At 66.8% G+C, this 16,922-nt stretch carries 19 protein-coding genes; 4 read left to right on the top strand and 15 right to left on the bottom strand.

Features of this window, described 5'->3' with window-relative positions:
• Positions 1 to 25: 25 nt before the first annotated feature.
• The 5 genes from HWW87_RS27315 to HWW87_RS37270 all read right to left on the bottom strand — a co-directional run bounded on the left by HWW87_RS27315 (position 26) and on the right by HWW87_RS37270 (position 5,290).
• On the bottom strand, positions 26 to 1,141 hold the full coding sequence (locus HWW87_RS27315; protein WP_175822928.1) for a polyamine ABC transporter substrate-binding protein: 1,116 nt from the start codon (positions 1,139 to 1,141) through the stop codon (positions 26 to 28).
• 62 nt (positions 1,142 to 1,203) lie between these two features.
• Positions 1,204 to 2,637, bottom strand: coding sequence for an aspartate aminotransferase family protein (locus tag HWW87_RS27310; RefSeq protein WP_175822927.1), 1,434 nt, complete (start codon positions 2,635 to 2,637; stop codon positions 1,204 to 1,206).
• Positions 2,638 to 2,672: 35 nt separating this feature from the next.
• On the bottom strand, positions 2,673 to 4,001 hold the full coding sequence (locus HWW87_RS27305) for a glutamine synthetase family protein (RefSeq protein ID WP_175822926.1): 1,329 nt from the start codon (positions 3,999 to 4,001) through the stop codon (positions 2,673 to 2,675).
• A 37-nt stretch (positions 4,002 to 4,038) separates the two neighbouring features.
• Positions 4,039 to 4,824, bottom strand: a complete 786-nt coding sequence (locus HWW87_RS27300; RefSeq protein ID WP_175822925.1) for a gamma-glutamyl-gamma-aminobutyrate hydrolase family protein — start codon at positions 4,822 to 4,824, stop codon at positions 4,039 to 4,041.
• A 283-nt stretch (positions 4,825 to 5,107) separates the two neighbouring features.
• A complete protein-coding gene (locus tag HWW87_RS37270; RefSeq protein WP_006488040.1) occupies positions 5,108 to 5,290 on the bottom strand; it encodes a hypothetical protein in 183 nt (60 codons plus the stop codon).
• Positions 5,291 to 5,747: 457 nt separating this feature from the next.
• Between HWW87_RS37270 and HWW87_RS27295 the strand changes: the two genes are divergently transcribed.
• Together HWW87_RS27295 and HWW87_RS27290 are read left to right on the top strand one after the other, a co-directional pair.
• On the top strand, positions 5,748 to 6,299 hold the full coding sequence (locus tag HWW87_RS27295; RefSeq protein WP_174433323.1) for a cupin domain-containing protein: 552 nt from the start codon (positions 5,748 to 5,750) through the stop codon (positions 6,297 to 6,299).
• Between the two features lie 88 nt (positions 6,300 to 6,387).
• The gene (locus HWW87_RS27290) at positions 6,388 to 7,878 is read left to right on the top strand and encodes an aldehyde dehydrogenase (RefSeq protein WP_175822924.1); all 1,491 of its coding nucleotides are present in this window, start codon (positions 6,388 to 6,390) and stop codon (positions 7,876 to 7,878) included.
• A 60-nt stretch (positions 7,879 to 7,938) separates the two neighbouring features.
• Here HWW87_RS27290 and HWW87_RS27285 read toward each other — a convergent pair whose 3' ends face one another.
• Positions 7,939 to 8,139, bottom strand: a complete 201-nt coding sequence (locus tag HWW87_RS27285) for a heavy-metal-associated domain-containing protein (RefSeq protein ID WP_175822923.1) — start codon at positions 8,137 to 8,139, stop codon at positions 7,939 to 7,941.
• Between the two features lie 330 nt (positions 8,140 to 8,469).
• On the opposite strand from HWW87_RS27285, the gene HWW87_RS27280 reads away from it, so the two are divergent.
• Both HWW87_RS27280 and HWW87_RS27275 read left to right on the top strand, forming a co-directional pair.
• A complete protein-coding gene (locus tag HWW87_RS27280; RefSeq protein ID WP_014895831.1) occupies positions 8,470 to 8,802 on the top strand; it encodes a cupredoxin domain-containing protein in 333 nt (110 codons plus the stop codon).
• Positions 8,803 to 8,814: 12 nt separating this feature from the next.
• Complete coding sequence (locus tag HWW87_RS27275; RefSeq protein ID WP_175822922.1) at positions 8,815 to 9,651, top strand: FTR1 family protein; 837 nt, start codon at positions 8,815 to 8,817, stop codon at positions 9,649 to 9,651.
• Positions 9,652 to 9,764: 113 nt separating this feature from the next.
• Here HWW87_RS27275 and HWW87_RS27270 read toward each other — a convergent pair whose 3' ends face one another.
• The 9 genes from HWW87_RS27270 to HWW87_RS27230 all read right to left on the bottom strand — a co-directional run bounded on the left by HWW87_RS27270 (position 9,765) and on the right by HWW87_RS27230 (position 16,917).
• The gene (locus HWW87_RS27270; RefSeq protein ID WP_174390772.1) at positions 9,765 to 9,983 is read right to left on the bottom strand and encodes a hypothetical protein; all 219 of its coding nucleotides are present in this window, start codon (positions 9,981 to 9,983) and stop codon (positions 9,765 to 9,767) included.
• Entirely contained in the window at positions 9,983 to 10,435 is a 453-nt protein-coding gene (locus tag HWW87_RS27265) for a hypothetical protein (protein ID WP_175822921.1), read from the bottom strand. Before HWW87_RS27265 ends, HWW87_RS27270 begins: the two co-directional genes overlap by 1 nt.
• A 70-nt stretch (positions 10,436 to 10,505) precedes the next feature.
• Positions 10,506 to 10,826, bottom strand: coding sequence for a DNA-binding transcriptional regulator (locus tag HWW87_RS27260; protein ID WP_174390770.1), 321 nt, complete (start codon positions 10,824 to 10,826; stop codon positions 10,506 to 10,508).
• Entirely contained in the window at positions 10,819 to 11,184 is a 366-nt protein-coding gene (locus HWW87_RS27255; RefSeq protein ID WP_124639880.1) for a type II toxin-antitoxin system RelE/ParE family toxin, read from the bottom strand. The genes HWW87_RS27260 and HWW87_RS27255 overlap by 8 nt, the downstream gene beginning before the upstream one ends.
• Positions 11,185 to 11,335: 151 nt before the next feature.
• A complete protein-coding gene (gene glmS / locus HWW87_RS27250; RefSeq protein ID WP_175822920.1) occupies positions 11,336 to 13,153 on the bottom strand; it encodes a glutamine--fructose-6-phosphate transaminase (isomerizing) in 1,818 nt (605 codons plus the stop codon).
• Positions 13,154 to 13,207: 54 nt separating this feature from the next.
• Positions 13,208 to 14,569 carry a bifunctional UDP-N-acetylglucosamine diphosphorylase/glucosamine-1-phosphate N-acetyltransferase GlmU gene (gene glmU, locus HWW87_RS27245; protein WP_174433330.1) on the bottom strand — a complete coding sequence of 454 codons (1,362 nt, stop codon included), beginning with the start codon at positions 14,567 to 14,569 and terminating at the stop codon, positions 13,208 to 13,210.
• A 135-nt stretch (positions 14,570 to 14,704) separates the two neighbouring features.
• Complete coding sequence (gene ttcA, locus HWW87_RS27240; protein WP_175822919.1) at positions 14,705 to 15,700, bottom strand: tRNA 2-thiocytidine(32) synthetase TtcA; 996 nt, start codon at positions 15,698 to 15,700, stop codon at positions 14,705 to 14,707.
• Positions 15,697 to 16,101: a dihydroneopterin aldolase gene (locus tag HWW87_RS27235; protein ID WP_175822918.1), complete on the bottom strand. Its 405-nt coding sequence runs from the start codon at positions 16,099 to 16,101 to the stop codon at positions 15,697 to 15,699. Before HWW87_RS27235 ends, ttcA begins: the two co-directional genes overlap by 4 nt.
• Positions 16,102 to 16,173: 72 nt before the next feature.
• A complete protein-coding gene (locus HWW87_RS27230) occupies positions 16,174 to 16,917 on the bottom strand; it encodes an SDR family oxidoreductase (RefSeq protein WP_175822917.1) in 744 nt (247 codons plus the stop codon).
• Positions 16,918 to 16,922 lie beyond the last annotated feature (5 nt).

Raw genomic sequence — 16,922 nt, 5'->3', positions numbered from 1 at the left:
CCTGCGCCGCCGTGATGCATGGCGATCAGTGGCCCGTCTTCAACTGGGCCCACAGACGGTTCTCGAGGCGCAGGATGTCGGCCGGCATCGGCTTCATCAGCACCATCTTCTTCAGCACGTCTTCGGGCGGGTAGACGGTCGGGTCCTGCGCGACGGCCGGCGTGACGAACGGGTGCGCGGCCTTGTTCGCGGTCGGGTAGAACACCGTGTTGGTGATCGCCGCGTTGACCTTCGGGTCGGAAATGTAGTTGATCCACTTCAGCGCGCTCTCGGGGTGCGGCGCGTCCTTCGGGATCACCATCACGTCGAACCACAGCAGGCCGCCTTCCTTCGGGTTCGAGAACTTGATGTCGTACGAGCGCTTCGCTTCGGCCGAGCGGCGGTGCGCGATGCCGACGTCGCCCGACCAGCCGAGCACGACGCACACGTCGTTGTTCGCAAGGTCGTTGATGTAGCCGGACGAGTTGAACTGGGTGATGTACGGGCGGACTTTCTTCAGGACTTCGAATGCAGCCTGGTAGTCGCCTGGGTTCTTGCTGTTCGGATCCTTGCCCATGTACTGCAGCGTGGCGGCGAACACGTCGACGGCCTGGTCGAGGAACGACACGCCGCAGCTCTTCAGCTTCTCCATGTTGGCCGGATCGAACACCAGCGCCCAGCTGTCGACCGGCGCCTTGTCGCCGAGCGCCTTCTTCACCGCCTGCGCGTTGTAGCCGATGCCGTCCGTGCCGTACGCCCAGGGTACGCCGTACTGGTTGCCCGGATCGGCGTCGGCGATCATCTTCATCAGCAACGGGTCGAGGTTCGCGAGGTTCGGAATCTTCGACTTGTCGAGCTTCTGGTACACGCCGGCCTGGATCTGCTTGCCCATGTAGTTCGACGTCGGCACGACGATGTCGTAACCCGAGCTGCCGGCCAGCAGCTTGGCCTGCAGCGTGTCGTCGCTGTCGTAGTTGTCGTACTTGACGTGGATGCCCGTCTGCTTCTGGAAGTTCGGGATCGTGTCCGGTGCGATGTAGTCGGACCAGTTGTAGACATTCAGCTCGTCGGCATGCGCCGACGGGCTGGCGACCGACGTGAATGCGGCCGCGGCGGCGAGGGCGGCGACGGAACAGGCTTGGCGAAGAATGCAGGCACGCATCGTGGAATTCCCTTGAGTGATGGCAGCGTGCGGCGCCCGCCGCACGCCTGTAGGCAAGGCCGTTACGAAATACCCAGTTGCTGGGCGGTTGCATCGACGGCCTTCTTCGCCTTCGATACGAGTTCATCGATTTCCTGGCGCGAGATCACGAGCGGCGGCGACAGCAGCATCCGGTCGCCGGTCGCGCGCATGATCAGGTTGCCGTTGAAGCAGAAGTCGCGGCAGATCGTGCCGACGTCGCCGCCGTTCGCGAAGCGGCGGCGTTCGGCCGGCGCTTCGGCCAGTTGCAGGCTCGCGACCATGCCGTGGCCGTGTACTTCGCCGACGATCGGGTGACGCGCGAAGGTTTCGCGCATCAGCGCCTGGAAGTACGGGCCGGTGTCGGACTTCACGCGCTCGACGATCCCTTCGTCGCGCAGCAGCTTCAGGTTCGCGACCGCGACCGCCGCCGCCACCGGGTGCCCCGAGTACGTAAGGCCGTGATTGAATTCGCCGTTGTCGATGATCGGGCGCGCGATGCGCTCATGGATGCCCACTGCCCCCATCGGCACGTAACCCGACGTGAGGCCCTTCGCCATCGTGATCAGGTCCGGCTCGAAGCCGAAGTGCTGGTGCGCGAACCATTCGCCGGTGCGCCCGAACCCGCCGATCACTTCGTCGGCGACCAGCAGGATGTCGTACTTGCGGCAGATCCGCTGGATTTCCGGCCAGTACGTCGACGGCGGGAAGATCACGCCGCCCGCGCCCTGGAACGGCTCGCCGATGAACGCCGCGACGTTCTCCGCGCCGAGTTCGAGAATCTTCGCTTCGAGCTGCTGCGCACGCGCGAGGCCGAACGCTTCCGGCGTTTCGCCGGCCTGCGCTTCGCCGAAGAAATACGGCTGGTCGATGTGCACGATGTGCTCGACTTTCGACGGCATCTGCTCGTGCATGTAGCCCATCCCGCCGAGCGTGCCGCCTGCGATCGTCGAGCCGTGATAGCCGTTCTTGCGCGAAATCACGAACTTCTTCTGCGGCTTGCCCTGCACGCGCCAGTATTGATGCACGAGGCGCAGCACGGTGTCGTTGCCTTCCGAACCGCTGTTGCAGTAGAAGAAGTGGTTGAAGCCGGCGGGCGTCACTTCCGCGAGCATCGCGGAAAGCTCGATCACCGGCGGGTGCGTGGTCTTGAAGAACGTGTTGTAGAACGGCAGTTCCTGCAACTGGCGATACGCGGCGTCGGCGAGTTCCTTGCGGCCGTAGCCGACGTTCACGCACCAGAGCCCGGCCATCCCGTCGATCACCTTGTTGCCGTCCGAGTCCCACAGGTAGACGCCGTCGGCCTTCACGATCACGCGGCTGCCGGCGCGATTGAGCGCGCCCATGTCCGAGAACGGATGGATGTGGTGCGCGGCGTCGAGCGCGCGGTATTCGGCGGTCGAGCGTGCCTGCGTCGCGCGCGGCGCGGCGGCTGGAGCGGCCGGCTGGATCCAGGCAGATTCGTTGCGGTAAGTCATGTTTCCTCCGTGATTCCGTATGCGGTGATGCGCGCTTAAACGTGCAGCAGCAGATGGCGGCGTTCCCACGAGCTGATCACGCGGAAGAACGCTTCGTATTCGGTTTCCTTCAGCGCGAAATACGCCTTCAGGAACTTGTGCCCGAGGATCTCGCCGAGCGGCTCGCACGCGGCCATCAGCGTCAGCCCTTCCTCGAGGTTGCGCGGCAACTGGTACGGCAGGCTGTAGCCGTCGCTCACCAGCGGCTCGGTCGGCTCCAGGCGCTGCGTCATGCCGAGATAGCCGGCTGCGAGCGTCGCGGCGAGCGCGAGGTACGGGTTGCAGTCGACACCCGGGATGCGGTTTTCGATGCGGCGCGCGGCCGGGCCCGAATGCGGAATGCGGAACCCCACCGTGCGGTTGTCGTAGCCCCACTGCACGTTGATCGGCGCGGCCATGAAGCGCGACAGGCGGCGGTACGAGTTGATGTACGGCGCGAAGATCGGCATCAGTGCCGGCGTGTACTTCTGCAGCCCCGCGAGATAGTTGTAGAACATCGACGTCGCGCCGCCGGTCTCCGGCGACGTGAACAGGTTCTGGCCCGTGTCCTCGTCGACGATGCTCTGGTGCACGTGCATCGCCGAACCCGGTTCGTCTTCCATCGGCTTGGCCATGAACGTCGCGTACATGTTGTGACGCAGCGCCGCCTCGCGCACCGTGCGCTTGAACAGGAACACCTGGTCGGCCAGCGACAGCGCGTCGCCGTGCATGAAGTTGATCTCCATCTGCGCGGCGCCGACTTCGTGGATCAGCGTATCGATGTCGAGGTTCTGCGCTTCGCAGTACTCGTAGATGTCCTCGAACAGCGGATCGAACTCGTTGACGGCCTCGATCGAATACGACTGGCGGCCCGTTTCGGGGCGGCCCGTACGGCCGACCGGCGGACGCAGTGGCAGGTCGGGGTCCTTGTTCATGTCGACCAGATAGAACTCGAGCTCGGGTGCCACGACCGGTTTCCAGCCCTTCGCCTTGTACAGGTCGAGCACGCGCCGCAGCACGTAGCGCGGCGAGATCTCGACCGGCGAGCCGTCGAAGTGCACGCAGTCGTGGATCACCTGCGCGGTCGGATCGACGGCCCACGGGATCAGGCGGATCGTCGACGTGTCGGGCACGCACACCATGTCGGGGTCGGTCACGCCGGTCAGCGAGCCGTCTTCCGGATATTCGCCGGTGACGGTCTGCACCATCACGGCCTGCGGCAGGCGCATCGATTCGCCGGACGTGAACTTGTTGCGCGGCGTGATCTTGCCGCGCGCGATGCCGGCCATGTCGGGGATGATCGCCTCGACCTCGGTGATCCGGTGCTGCTTCAGAAAGTCTTCCATGTCTTGCCTGTCTGTTCTCGGTTGTGGGGCGGCGCGCTCAGGCGAGCGCGGCGGCGGCCGTCGCGCACGGGCGGGCGGCGCGGCGGGCGCGGCAGGCATCGCCGAATGCGCGGAAGATCGCGCTCGACAGCGGGTCCTGCGCATGTCGCCATTCCGGATGCCACTGCACGGCCAGCGCGAAAGCGGGTGCATCGACGACGCTCACGGCCTCGATCAGGCCATCCGGCGCGACGGCCTCGATGGCGAGGCCGGAGCCGAGCTGCGCGACGCCCTGCTTGTGCAGCGAGTTCACGTGCACTTCGTCGCGGCCGCCGGCGAGCGCATGCAGCGTGCCGCCGGGCGTCAGGCGCACGACGTGCGCGGGGCCGTATTGCGTGTCCATCGGCGCGTCGTCGTCCTCGCGGTGATCGGCGAAGCCGGGGACGTCGTGCACATGCTGGTGCAGCGTGCCGCCGCAGACGACGTTCAGCTCCTGGAAGCCGCGGCACACGGCGAGCACGGGCACGCCCGCGACGATCGCCGCGCGCAGCAGCGGCAGCGTCGTCGCGTCGCGTGCGGGGTCGTGCTTCGTGCCCGGTGCGCTCGGTTCGCCGCCATACCGATGCGGCTCGACGTTCGAGTAGCTGCCGGTAAACAGCAGCCCGTCGACCGCGTCGAGCACGTCGGCGGCCGACTGGCGCTCGCCGAGGGCCGGCAGCACCATCGCGAGTGCATGCGCGCCGTCGACGATCGCGGCGACGTATTTGTCGCCGACCGTATGCGACGCGTGGGCGCCGATCTGGGTGAGGTCGGCGGTGATGCCGACGAGAGGTTTCCTTTCCATGACGTCAATCAGTAATCCGTAGGGACGTGACGTGCGCCGAGCCGGATGCAGCAAAACGCAGGCGCGACACGACCCCGCAGCCGGGCGCTGGGCGCACGGCCGCTGGTGAATGGGCGCAACAGGATGGCGTGGCGATCCGCGCTGCGCGCGACGGTCAGGCCGTCGTTCGTTTCATCGCGATACGCGACGCGCCAACGAATGCGCGAACGCATTCCGTCACCGCACGGACAATGCGGTTGGCGAATCGACGGACGAAACGAACGACGTGAAGAAAGGAGAGGCGCTACGGCAGCAGCGACGCCACTTCGTCGGTATCGACGGCGACGAATGCGCGTGCGGAAACGGCGTTGTGGCGCCGAACGGAACGACGGGACAGGATGGTGTAGATCGACAGGTGAAGCAGGCGAGGACTATGCCAGCCGCAACTGCCATCGGAAGCGGGAACGGCGCTGCGCAAACTTCGCACATCGCCTCGATCCCACCTCACCAGAGGGCCACGGACTCTCACGATTACACTCGACTGGTTTGTTGAAAGTATTGAACACCTGATCGTTTCGACGCGCGGGGCGTTTAAAATAATCAAGGCGCCGGCCCGGCGTCATTTGCATTGACGGGAATCGATTGTTGCGTTGCGATAACGCTTTTCGATGCCTGTGAAAGCCTGATGACGCTGACCTGAGAGCCAGCATATACGAGACAATAACGGCGTCAAATGTTTTTTAACGGTCCTGCATCAGGGCTTTCCCGGGCAGTGCGAACAAAAGATTCGCAAAAGGAATAATCGACACGGTGTCCATTATTTCGAACGCCTTTCAGGGTTTTCCCCGCTGATGTGCGGCATAAAGTGATTAGAATATTCAACGGCAGCTCCACGCGTCGTTTCACTTTTTCACCGCACTACTATCGTGTCCGAAACCGAATCGATGTCCACCGAAGTCGCCGAGCGCCTGCGTTTCGTGCGCAACAAGCATGGCCTGTCGCAGCGCGAACTCGCGAAACGCGCCGGCGTCACCAACGGCACGATCTCGCTGATCGAACAGGGACGCGTGAGCCCGTCGGTCGGCTCGCTGAAGAAACTGCTCGAATGCATCCCGATGAGTCTTGCGGAGTTCTTCACGTTCGAGCTCGTCGAATCGCGCGCGATCGTGTCGCGTCGCGACGAGATGCCGAACCTCGGCAACGAGTCGCTTGCGTTTCACCTGGTCGGCGCGAACGTGAAGGATCGCAACATGTGCATCCTGCGCGAGATCTACCAGCCGCTGGCCGACACGGGGCCCGAGATGCTGGTGCACGCGGGGCACGAGGGCGGCGTCGTCGTGTCGGGCCGGCTCGAGCTGACCGTCGACGGCGCGACCTGGCTGCTCGACCCCGGAGACGGCTACTACTTCGAAAGCCGTTTGCCGCATCGTTTTCGCAATCCCAGCGCGGAACTGCTCTGCGAGGTCGTCTCGGCCAATTCGCCGGCGACCTTCTGACCGCGCGTTACCGCATTCGCTGCAGGCCGGCTGCGTGCCAGGCGCGCGGCGTGCCGCATCGCGAATGTCAAACCATTGAGGCATCCTGATGAACAAGTTGACTTTGGCTGACTGGCAAGACAAGGCAGCGTCGCTCGAGATCGAAGGGCGCGCATTCATCGATGGCGCGTCGCGCGACGCGCACGGCGGCAGGACATTCGACTGCGTGAGCCCGATCGACGGCCGCGTGCTGGCGAAGGTCGCCGATTGCGGCGAAGCGGACGTGAATGCCGCCGTCGCGGCGGCGCGGCGCGCGTTCGACGCAGGGGTGTGGGCCGGCCTGAACCCGCGCGCACGCAAGGCCGTGCTGCTGCGCTGGGCCGCGCTGATGCGCGAGCATCTCGATGAACTGTCGCTGCTCGAGACGCTCGATGCGGGCAAGCCGATTGGCGACACGACGACGGTCGACGTGCCGGGCGCCGCATACTGCGTCGAATGGTTCGCCGAGGCGATCGACAAGGTCGGCGGCGAGGTCGCGCCGGCCGATCACCATCTCGTCGGCCTCGTCACGCGCGAGCCGGTCGGCGTGGTGGCCGCCGTCGTGCCGTGGAACTTCCCGATCCTGATGGCCGCATGGAAATTCGGACCCGCGCTCGCGGCCGGCAACAGCGTCGTGCTGAAGCCGTCGGAGAAATCGCCGCTGACCGCGATCCGCGTCGCGCAGCTCGCGTTCGAAGCCGGCATTCCGGCCGGCGTGTTCAACGTCGTGCCGGGCGCGGGCGAACCGGGCAAGCTGCTCGCGCTGCATCGCGACGTCGACTGCATCGCGTTCACGGGCTCGACGGCGGTCGGCAAGCTGATCATGCAGTACGCGGCGCAGTCGAACCTGAAGCGCGCGTGGCTCGAGCTCGGCGGCAAGTCGCCGAACATCGTGTTGCCCGACTGCCCCGATCTCGACCGCGCGGCGCAGACGGCGGCCGGCGCGATCTTCTACAACATGGGCGAGATGTGCACGGCCGGCTCGCGGCTGCTCGTGCATCGCGACATCAAGGATGCGTTCCTCGAGAAGCTCGTCGCGGCCGCGCGCGCATACGTGCCGGGCAATCCGCTCGATCCGTCGGTATCGATGGGCGCGATCGTCGACGGCATCCAACTCGAACGCGTGCTCGGCTATATCGACGCGGGGCGCAGCGAAGGCCGGCTCGTCACGGGCGGTGCGCGCGTGAACGCGGAAACGGGCGGCTTCTACGTGGAGCCGACGGTGTTCGAGGTGAAGCCCGATGCGAAGATCGCGCGCGAGGAAATCTTCGGGCCCGTGCTGTCGGTGATCGTGTTCGACGACGTCGACGAGGCCGTGCGGATCGCGAACGACACCGAATACGGGCTGGCCGCCGCTGTGTGGACGTCGAACCTGACGACCGCGCACGACGTGTCGCGCCGGCTGCGTGCGGGCACCGTGTGGGTGAACTGCTATGACGAGGGCGGCGACATGAACTTCCCGTTCGGCGGCTACAAGCAGTCGGGCAACGGCCGCGACAAGTCGCTGCATGCGCTCGAGAAGTACACCGAACTGAAGTCGACGCTGATCCGGCTGCGCTGACGCGACGCCGGGCGCGGGCGCGGCGCCGTCCGGCGCTGCACCCGCGGCCTTCGGCGCGCGTTACGCGGAGCGCAGCGCGGGATGGAAGCCGGCGGCTTCGATGATCGACTGCACGCGCTCGGCGCCTTGCGCCGAGTCGACCTTGACGATCTTCGCCGCGACGTCGATGTCGAGCTTCGCGGCGGGGTCGGCGGCCGTCACCGCACGCGTGATTGCGTTGGCGCAGCCGCCGCAGGTCATGTCCTGGACTTCGAATTCCATCGTGTTCTCCCGGGTGGATGGTTGACGAGTACGTTCAGCATGAAGCTTGCCATGGTGGGAAGGTCAAGCGGCGCACGCAGCGATGCGCATCGCATCAGCCATTTGTAATGCTGAGGTCTGACGAATAGCCATTCGCGTGCGCGCGTCAGTCCGAATTTTTCCCGATTGACGGCTGCACATTATGGGCGAGATCCGGCGGAGCCTTGTGCAGTAACGAGCGGGTGGGATCGATGGCGAACGATCCCCATGACCCGAGTAAGGGTACTCCGAGGTGAAAATGCGAATCGATCTTAGTATCGATTCCCTTCTATATTTCCGCTCATTACGCACATGACCCGCTTCGCTATCGGTTTCGCACTGGCCCTGCTGGGCGCCTCGGCCACGTCCGCATTCGCTGCCGACGACGTCGTCAACCTGACGTTGAAGGACCACAAGTTTTCGCCCGAGGGCGTGACGATCCCCGCCGGCAAGAAGGTGAAGTTCGTCGTGAAGAACCTCGACGCGACGCCCGCGGAATTCGAGAGCGACGACTTCAAGGCGGAGAAGGTCGTGCCGGCCGGCAAGTCGGTCGAGATCCTGGTCGGGCCGCTGAAGGCGGGGACCTACGAGTTCCACGACGAGTATCACGAAGCGCAGTCGAAGACGCACCTGACCGTCAAGTAAGCCGATACCGACATGCTGTCTACTGCCCTGATCGTCTTTCGTGAAGTGCTCGAGGCCGCGCTGGTGGTCTCGATCGTGATGGCCGCCACGAAGGGCGTGCCGCGGCGCGGCTGGTGGGTGGGCGGCGGGCTGGTCGGCGGCGTGGTCGGCGCCGGCCTGATCGCGGCGTTCGCCGACGCGATCTCGCAATGGGCGTCCGGCATGGGCCAGGAAGTCTTCAACGCGGGCGTGATGGCTGTCGCGACGCTGATGCTCGCGTGGCACTGCATCTGGATGAGCCGGCACGGCCGCGAAATGGCGCTGCACATGGGCGAGGTCGGCCGGGCGGTCGCGGCCGGCCGCCGGCCGCTGACGGGGCTCGCGATCGTGGTCGGCGTCGCGGTGCTGCGCGAGGGTTCCGAGGCCGTGCTGTTCCTGTACGGGATCGCGGCAGGCGATCCGGGCCAGACGCCGCAGATGATCGCCGGCGGGCTGCTCGGCGTGCTCGGCGGCGCGGGGCTCGGCTACGCGATGTATGCGGGCCTGCTGCAGATTCCGCTGAAGCGCCTGTTCTCCGTCACCAACGCGCTGATTGTGCTGCTCGCCGCGGGCATGGCGAGCCAGTGCGTCGGCTTCCTGCTCGCCGCCGGCCTCGTGCCGTCGTGGGGCGATGCGGTCTGGGACACGTCGTGGCTGCTCAAGGAATCGAGCATCGTCGGCAAGGCGCTGCATACGCTGATCGGCTATACCGCGCGTCCGGCGGGCATCCAGATCGCCGCGTACGTCGCGACGCTGGTGGCGATCCTCGTGCTGGCACGGCTCGTCGGCCGGCCGCAGCAGACGGTGAGGCCGCCGCACGCCGCGGCGTGATTGTTTCCGGGTTCGAATGAAAGAAGGGGCGTCATGGACGCCCCTTCTTCATTTGCGGTGCGCGACGCAGCTGCGCGGCACCGGCGGCCGCGGATGCGCGCGGCTGGCTTCGATCAGCAGTGGTTGTCGATCCACGCGCGCGCCCATTCGAGCCCTGCATCGCGCGCGTCGTCTTCGGTGTCGAACACGCCGAGTACGCCCGACGCCTCGACGAGCCGGTTGTTCTGCGTGATCGTGCCGCTCGCCGCGAAACGCTCGGGCTGCATGATCTCGTCCTGCTGCAGGATCGCGTGGCCCCAGATCTGGTAGCCGTGGTAGGTCTGCGCTTCCATTATCGAGTCACCTCCGCGGAGCGGCCGTGCGTGCCGACCTGCAGCACGTTGCCGTCCGGCGTGTATTGACGCGGGATGTTGGAGAAGGTGAGCGCGCGTGTCGCGTCCGGTGCGGCAGGCTGCATCACCGTGAGACGCCCGGGCGCGGGCTGCGCGACGGGGCGCGGGGCGACCGGGGTTTCGGTCGCGGCCGCGGCCGGGCGGTGCGAGCCGGCTTTCAAGGCCTGCGCGACGCGGCGCTTGGGCGGTTTCGCGGCGGCTTTCGGCGTGGCGCTCGCGTGCTTCTCCGCGCTCTTGCCTGTGCGCGCATCGGCACCCGTGCGTGCAGTCGGCGTACGTGCCGCAGGCTGCCGCGCCTCGGGCGGGTTCCAGACCTCGACATAGTGCTCGGCGGCCCAGCCCGTCGACGCGAACGTCAGCGCCAGCAATCCGCATCCAAACAGTCTTACCATTGTCTCTCCGTCATATTCGTTGCGGCGCGCGTCCGGCCGGGGCCGACCCTGTGCATTCGGGGAAGCCGGCTCAGGAGAACACCTCGAGCCCGTGTTTCTCGACGATCTGGAGCATGCGCGCGGCGATGCCGCTCGGCCGCTTGTCGCCCTGTTCCCATTGGCGGATCGTCGATGTCGTCGTGTTCAGGTAGAGCGCGAACACGCTCTGGCTGACGTTGACCGACTTGCGGATGCGGGCGATCGCTTCCGGATCGAACTGCGGGGCGGCTTCGATGCAGAGATCGTCGTATTCCCGCATCGTCTTCTTGTCGATCAGGCTGGCGCGATAAAGCCCCGACGCGGCGCTGTGGACCGCCTCCGTCGCGTCGCTCTTGAATCGACCCTTAGCCATTGCAAATCTCCACAAGCTCTTTCAGTGCGACCAGCGTCGCGATGTCGCTGTCGGTGTGTCGACCCACGTCCGCGGCGAGCTTTCTGAAGGCGCGCAGCTCGCGTGCGTCGATGTTGTCGCGGTCGCATTTCGCGAACAGGAACACGAACACCCACGTGTGCCCGACCTTGCCCAGCACGATCCCGCGTTGCCGATTCCCGTCGAGGCGCTTCTTCCAGACGTTGCCGCCGAGATCGACGCCCTGGCCGCGGGCCAGTTCCCGCACCGCGCGGCAGAGCTCGCCATCGGCGATTCCCGCTTTCCCGGCTGCCTTGTGAAACCACTTCGTCTTGAAGACGCGTCGTACGGAAGCAGACATGTCGAGCCGGTCGAGTTAGCACAGGATTATATACCACTACGTGGTACATATTTCGACCTGGCCGAATGGCCGCTGCATGCCAATACGACGCCGATACGACGCCGATACGACGCCCGGACGGGCCGGCGACGGCCCGTCCGGCAAACCGGCCTTACTCCACCGTCACCGACTTCGCGAGATTCCGCGGCTTGTCGACGTCGGTGCCGCGCGCACACGCGGTGTGATAAGCAAGCATTTGCAGCGGCACGACGTGCAGGATCGGCGACAGTTGCCCGTAGTGTTCCGGCATCCGGATCACGTGCAGGCCGTCGTCGTTGACGATCTGCGTGTCGGCATCGGCGAACACGTACAGCTCGCCGCCGCGCGCGCGCACTTCCTGCATGTTCGACTTCAGCTTTTCGAGCAGCGTGTCGTTCGGCGCGACCGTGACGACCGGCATCGCTTCCGTGACGAGCGCGAGCGGCCCATGCTTCAGTTCACCGGCCGGATAGGCCTCCGCGTGGATGTACGAGATTTCCTTCAGCTTCAGCGCGCCTTCGAGCGCGATCGGGTAGTGCAGCCCGCGGCCGAGGAACAGCGCGTTTTCCTTGCGCGCGAATTCCTCCGACCACGCGATGATCTGCGGCTCGAGTGCGAGCACGCTGTTCAGCGCGGCCGGCAGGTGGCGCAGCTCCTTCAGGAATTGCGCTTCCTGCGCGGCATCGACGTGCCCGCGCAGCTTGCCGAGCGTCGCGGCCAGCACGAACAGCGCGACGAGCTGCGTCGTGAACGCCTTCGTCGACGCGACGCCGATCTCGGTGCCCGCATGCGTCAGGAACTGCATTTCGGTCAGGCGCACCATCGCGCTCGTCGCGACGTTGCACACCGCGAGCGTATGCGTGTGGCCGAGCGACTGCGCATGCTTGAGCGCCGCGAGCGTATCGGCCGTCTCGCCCGACTGCGAGATCACGAGCACGAGCTGGCGCGGGTTCGGCACCGACTCGCGATAGCGGTACTCGCTGGCGATCTCGACCTGGGTCGGGATCTTCGCGATCGATTCGAGCCAGTACTTCGCGGTGAGGCCCGAGTAGTAGCTCGTGCCGCACGCGAGGATCAGCAGGCTGTCGATCTCCGCGAACGCGGCGGGCGCGGCGTCGCCGAACAGCGTCGCGTCGAACGCTTCCGTCTGCGGCACGGTGTCGCCGATCGCGCGCGGCTGCTCGAAGATTTCCTTCTGCATGAAGTGACGATAGGGCCCAAGCTCGACCGCGCCGCCGTAGGCGCTAACGACGCGGATCTCGCGCTGCACGGTGGCGCCGTGGCGATCGACGATCGTCACGCCGTCGAGCGACAGCTCGCACACGTCGCCTTCCTCGAGGAACGTGAAGCGGTCGGTGCTGCCCGCGAGCGCGAGCGCATCGGACGCGAGGAAGTTCTCGCCGTCGCCGTGACCGACGACGAGCGGCGAACCCTGGCGCGCGCCGACGACGGTGTGCGGCTGGTCCTTGTGGATCACGGCGATCGCATATGCGCCGTGCAGCTGGTGCACGGCTTCACGCACCGCGTCGAACAGGTTGCCGCGGTACAGGCTGTGCACGAGGTGCGCGATCACTTCGGTGTCGGTCTGCGACACGAATTCGTAGCCCTTCGCGCGCAGCGCTTCACGCAGCGACTCGAAGTTCTCGATGATGCCGTTGTGCACGAGCGCGAGCGCGTTCGACGAGAAGATCGGGTGCGCGTTGTGCGTGACGGGCGCGCCGTGCGTGGCCCAGCGCGTGTGCGCGACGCCGGTCGTGCCTTCGAGGTGCGTCTCGCGCACCTGCGTGTCGAGATCGGCGACGCGCGCGACGCTGCGCGCGCGCTTCGGTGCGCCCGGCTCGAGCACGGCGACGCCGCACGAGTCGTAGCCACGGTATTCGAGGCGCCGCAATCCTTCGATCAGCACCGGGACGATATTACGTTGCGCAACTGCGCCGACAATGCCGCACATGTATGGTCAATCCTGTCAGTCGAAGCGGGCGCCGCTCGGGCGCCCGCAAAAGGTTCAGCTTTTCTTCTTGACCGGGCGGACGTAGCCGCTCTTCGCGGTCTGCGTCTTCTCGTTCAACGCGAGGACGCCTTCGGCGACGTCCTTCCAGATCGTCGTGCCGGCCGCGATCGTCACGCCGCGGCCGACGCGCACCGGCGCGACCAGCTGCGTGTCCGAGCCGACGAACACGTCGTCCTCGATCACGGTGCGGAACTTGTTCGCGCCGTCGTAGTTGCAGGTGATCGTGCCCGCGCCGATGTTCACGCGCGCGCCGATGTCGGCGTCGCCGATATACGTGAGGTGGTTCGCCTTCGAGCCGTGGCCGATCACCGCGTTCTTCACCTCGACGAAGTTGCCGACGTGCGCTTCGTCCGCGAGCTGCGCGCCGGGGCGCAGCCGCGCGTACGGGCCGATCACGGTGTTTGCGCCGAGTACGGCGCCGTCGATGTGCGTGAACGCGTCGATGCGCGTGCCGGCGCCGACCGACGCGTTGCGGATCACACAGTTCGCGCCGATCGTCACGTTGTCGGCGAGCGTCACGTTGCCTTCGAACACGCAGTTCACGTCGATCGACACGTCGCGGCCGCAGCGCAGCGTGCCGCGCACGTCGACGCGCGCCGGATCGGCGAGCGTGACACCGTCGACGAGCAGCGCATCGGCGACGTTACGCTGATGAATGCGTTCGAGCTCCGCGAGCTGCGCCTTGCTGTTCACGCCGAGCGTTTCCCATTCGTCGTCGGGCTGCGACGTGACGACCTCGAAGCCGGCCTCGATCGCGAGTTCGACGACGTCGGTCAGGTAGTACTCGCCCTGCGCGTTTTCGTTCTTCAGCGCGCCGAGCCACATCGACAGCTGGGCCGTCGGCGTGACGATGATGCCGGTGTTGATCTCGGCGATCCTCAGCTCGTCCGGCGATGCATCCTTCTGCTCGACGATGCGCGTGACGAAGCCGGACGCGTCGCGCACGATGCGGCCGTAGCCGGTCGGGTCGTCGAGCGTGACGGTCAGGATCCCGTAGCGGCCCTCGCGCGCGGCATCGACGAGGCGCTGCAGCGTCGACGCGCGCGTGAGCGGCACGTCGCCGTACAGCACGAGCGTCGGCTGGGCGGGATCGAGGAGCGGCAGCGCCTGGCGCACCGCGTGGCCGGTGCCGAGCTGTTCTGCTTGCACGGCGAACTGGACGTCGGGTGCGGCGACGGCGGCCTGGACCTGCTCGGCGCCGTGGCCGACGACGACGACGAGCCGGGACGGCTGCAGCGTGCGCGCGGTGTCGATGACGTGGGAGAGGAGCGGCCTGCCGGCCAGGGGGTGAAGCACTTTCGGCAGCGCGGAACGCATGCGCTTGCCGGTGCCTGCCGCCAAAATCACGATATTCATGGCGCGCGCTTGGTCAGGGAGTTCGAAGCCGTCCATTTTAGCATGCGGCCCCTGGCGCTCCGGGCCTGTCGCGGCGGGGCGACAGCGCCGGAAAGGGGCCGAGGACCCCGATTCCGGCGGGTGTTCCGGCCCTGCTTACAGGTCGTCGAACTGGACGATCGAGATCGGTCGGGAGGCGCCTGGCGTGGCGGTGTCGTCACCCGATGCGCACGGTTCCTCGTCGAACGCGATGTCGCCTTGCGGATCGGCTTCGCCCGTCGCGCGCAGCGACTGGAACGGGTACAGCGTCGTGTCCATCAGGTGCGACGGCACGACCTTCGCGAGCGCGTTGAACATGTTCTCGACGCGGCCCGGGAAGCGCTTGTCCCATTCGCGGATCAGCGCCTTCATTTCCGCGCGCTTCAGGTTCGGCTGGCTGCCGCACAGGTTGCACGGGATGATCGGGAATTCGCGCAACTCTGCGTATTTCTCGAGATCGGTTTCCTTCACGTACGCGAGCGGGCGGATCACGATGTTCTTGCCGTCGTCCGACTGCAGCTTCGGCGGCATGCCCTTCAGCTTGCCGCCGTAGAACATGTTCAGCAGCAGCGTCTGCACGATGTCGTCGCGGTGATGGCCGAGCGCGATCTTGGTCGCGCCGAGCTCGCCGGCCACGCGGTACAGGATCCCGCGGCGCAGCCGCGAGCACAGCGAGCAGGTCGTCTTGCCTTCCGGCACGAGCCGCTTGACGATGCTGTAGGTGTCCTGGTTCTCGATGTGGAACGGTACGCCGACCTGCTTCAGGTATTCGGGCAGCACGTGCTCGGGGAAGCCCGGCTGCTTCTGGTCGAGGTTCACCGCGACGATGTCGAAGTCGATCGGCGCGCGCTCGCGCAGGCGCAGCAGCACGTCGAGCATCGCGTAACTGTCCTTGCCGCCGGACAGGCACACCATCACCTTGTCGCCCTGCTCGATCATGTTGTAGTCGCCGATCGCCTGGCCGACCTGGCGCACGATCCGCTTGAACAGCTTGTTGTTCTCGTACGCTTCCTTCTGCTCGCGGCGCGTCAGCGCCTGGCGGGTGGCCGGGGCGGCGGCTTCGTCCAGCGTGGCGGCGTCGGCCGCCGTGTCGTTCATGTGGGGGGCGTTCATGGGCGCTCCTCGTCCTTGATGCGAAAGACTTCGACGCCGACGGCGTCGCAGTCCGGATAGGCGTCCGGTTTCTCGGTACGGACGCGTACCGCGCGCACGGCATCGTGCGCCAGCAGGTGCGCGGCGATCGAATCGCACAGCGTTTCCTGCAGGTGGATGTGGCCGCGCGCGAGGCACTGCGCGACGCTCTGCTTCATCAGATCGTAGTCGACGACTTCGTGCAGCCGGTCGTCGACGGGGGTCGACAGCGCGAGCGGCACGAACAGGTCGATGTTGATGACGACGCGTTGCTCGCCGCGCTTCTCGTGTTCGAAGGCCCCGATGTTGATGTGCACCTCGTAGTCGCGCAGGTAGAGCCTGCGGCAATCCGCGAGGCGGGGGTGCAGGAGAGCGGAAAACATGGTCGTCCCAGTCAAATTGGCGTGCGCGCACGCAAAGCGGCGCGGGCGGCGGTCAGGCCGCGCCCGCGCGGTTCATTCATTCGGGCCGGCGGCGGGCGGCACCAGGTGCTCGCCGCCGTCGACGGTCAGCGTCGCGCCCGTGACGCCGGGCGCGCTCGCGAGATAGCAGGCGGCCGCCGCGATGTCGTCCGCGTGCGGCGCGTGGCCGCGCACGAGCGCCGCGACCCGCACCTTCGGCGCGAGCGCCAGTGCGAGCGCCGACGTCGCACGGTTCAACGCGGCCTGCATCAGCGCGTGCGACAGCTGCGCCGGTGCCGGGTGAAACAGGGCCTGATCCAGTACATGGATCGCGCACGCGCGCAGCGTTTCGTCGTCGCGCGCGGCGTCGGGCGTCGCGTCGGCGAGTGCGCGCGCCAAAGCGAGCGGCGCCGTCACGTTGCGCGCGAGCGCGGCGGCGAGCGACGCGCCGTCCACCGTGTACGCGTCGTCGGCGCCTGCGCTGGCGCTGACGAACACCGCGCACGCGGGCCGGCCGAGCGCTTCGCCGCACGCGGCGACGAGGGCCGCGGCATCGGCTTCCAGGGCCGGATCGGCGTCGAGCACGGCCGCGCGGCGGCCCAGCGCCGCGACTTCGGCGACGAGCGCGTCGGCGGCTGCGCGCGGCGCGCCGTGGCTGCGCTGCAGCGCGACGTCCCAGCCGTGGCGCGCGAAACCCGTCGCGAGCGCGCGGCCGATCGACGCGGCGTCGGCCGCGCTGCCCAGGGCGCCCGTGACGAGCACCACGCGTGGGGTCGACGTAACGGCTGAAACGGTCATTTACA

Source organism: Burkholderia sp. BCC0419, assembly GCF_902830285.1.
Taxonomy (GTDB): domain Bacteria; phylum Pseudomonadota; class Gammaproteobacteria; order Burkholderiales; family Burkholderiaceae; genus Burkholderia.
This window is presented reverse-complemented; position numbering and strand designations above follow the sequence as displayed.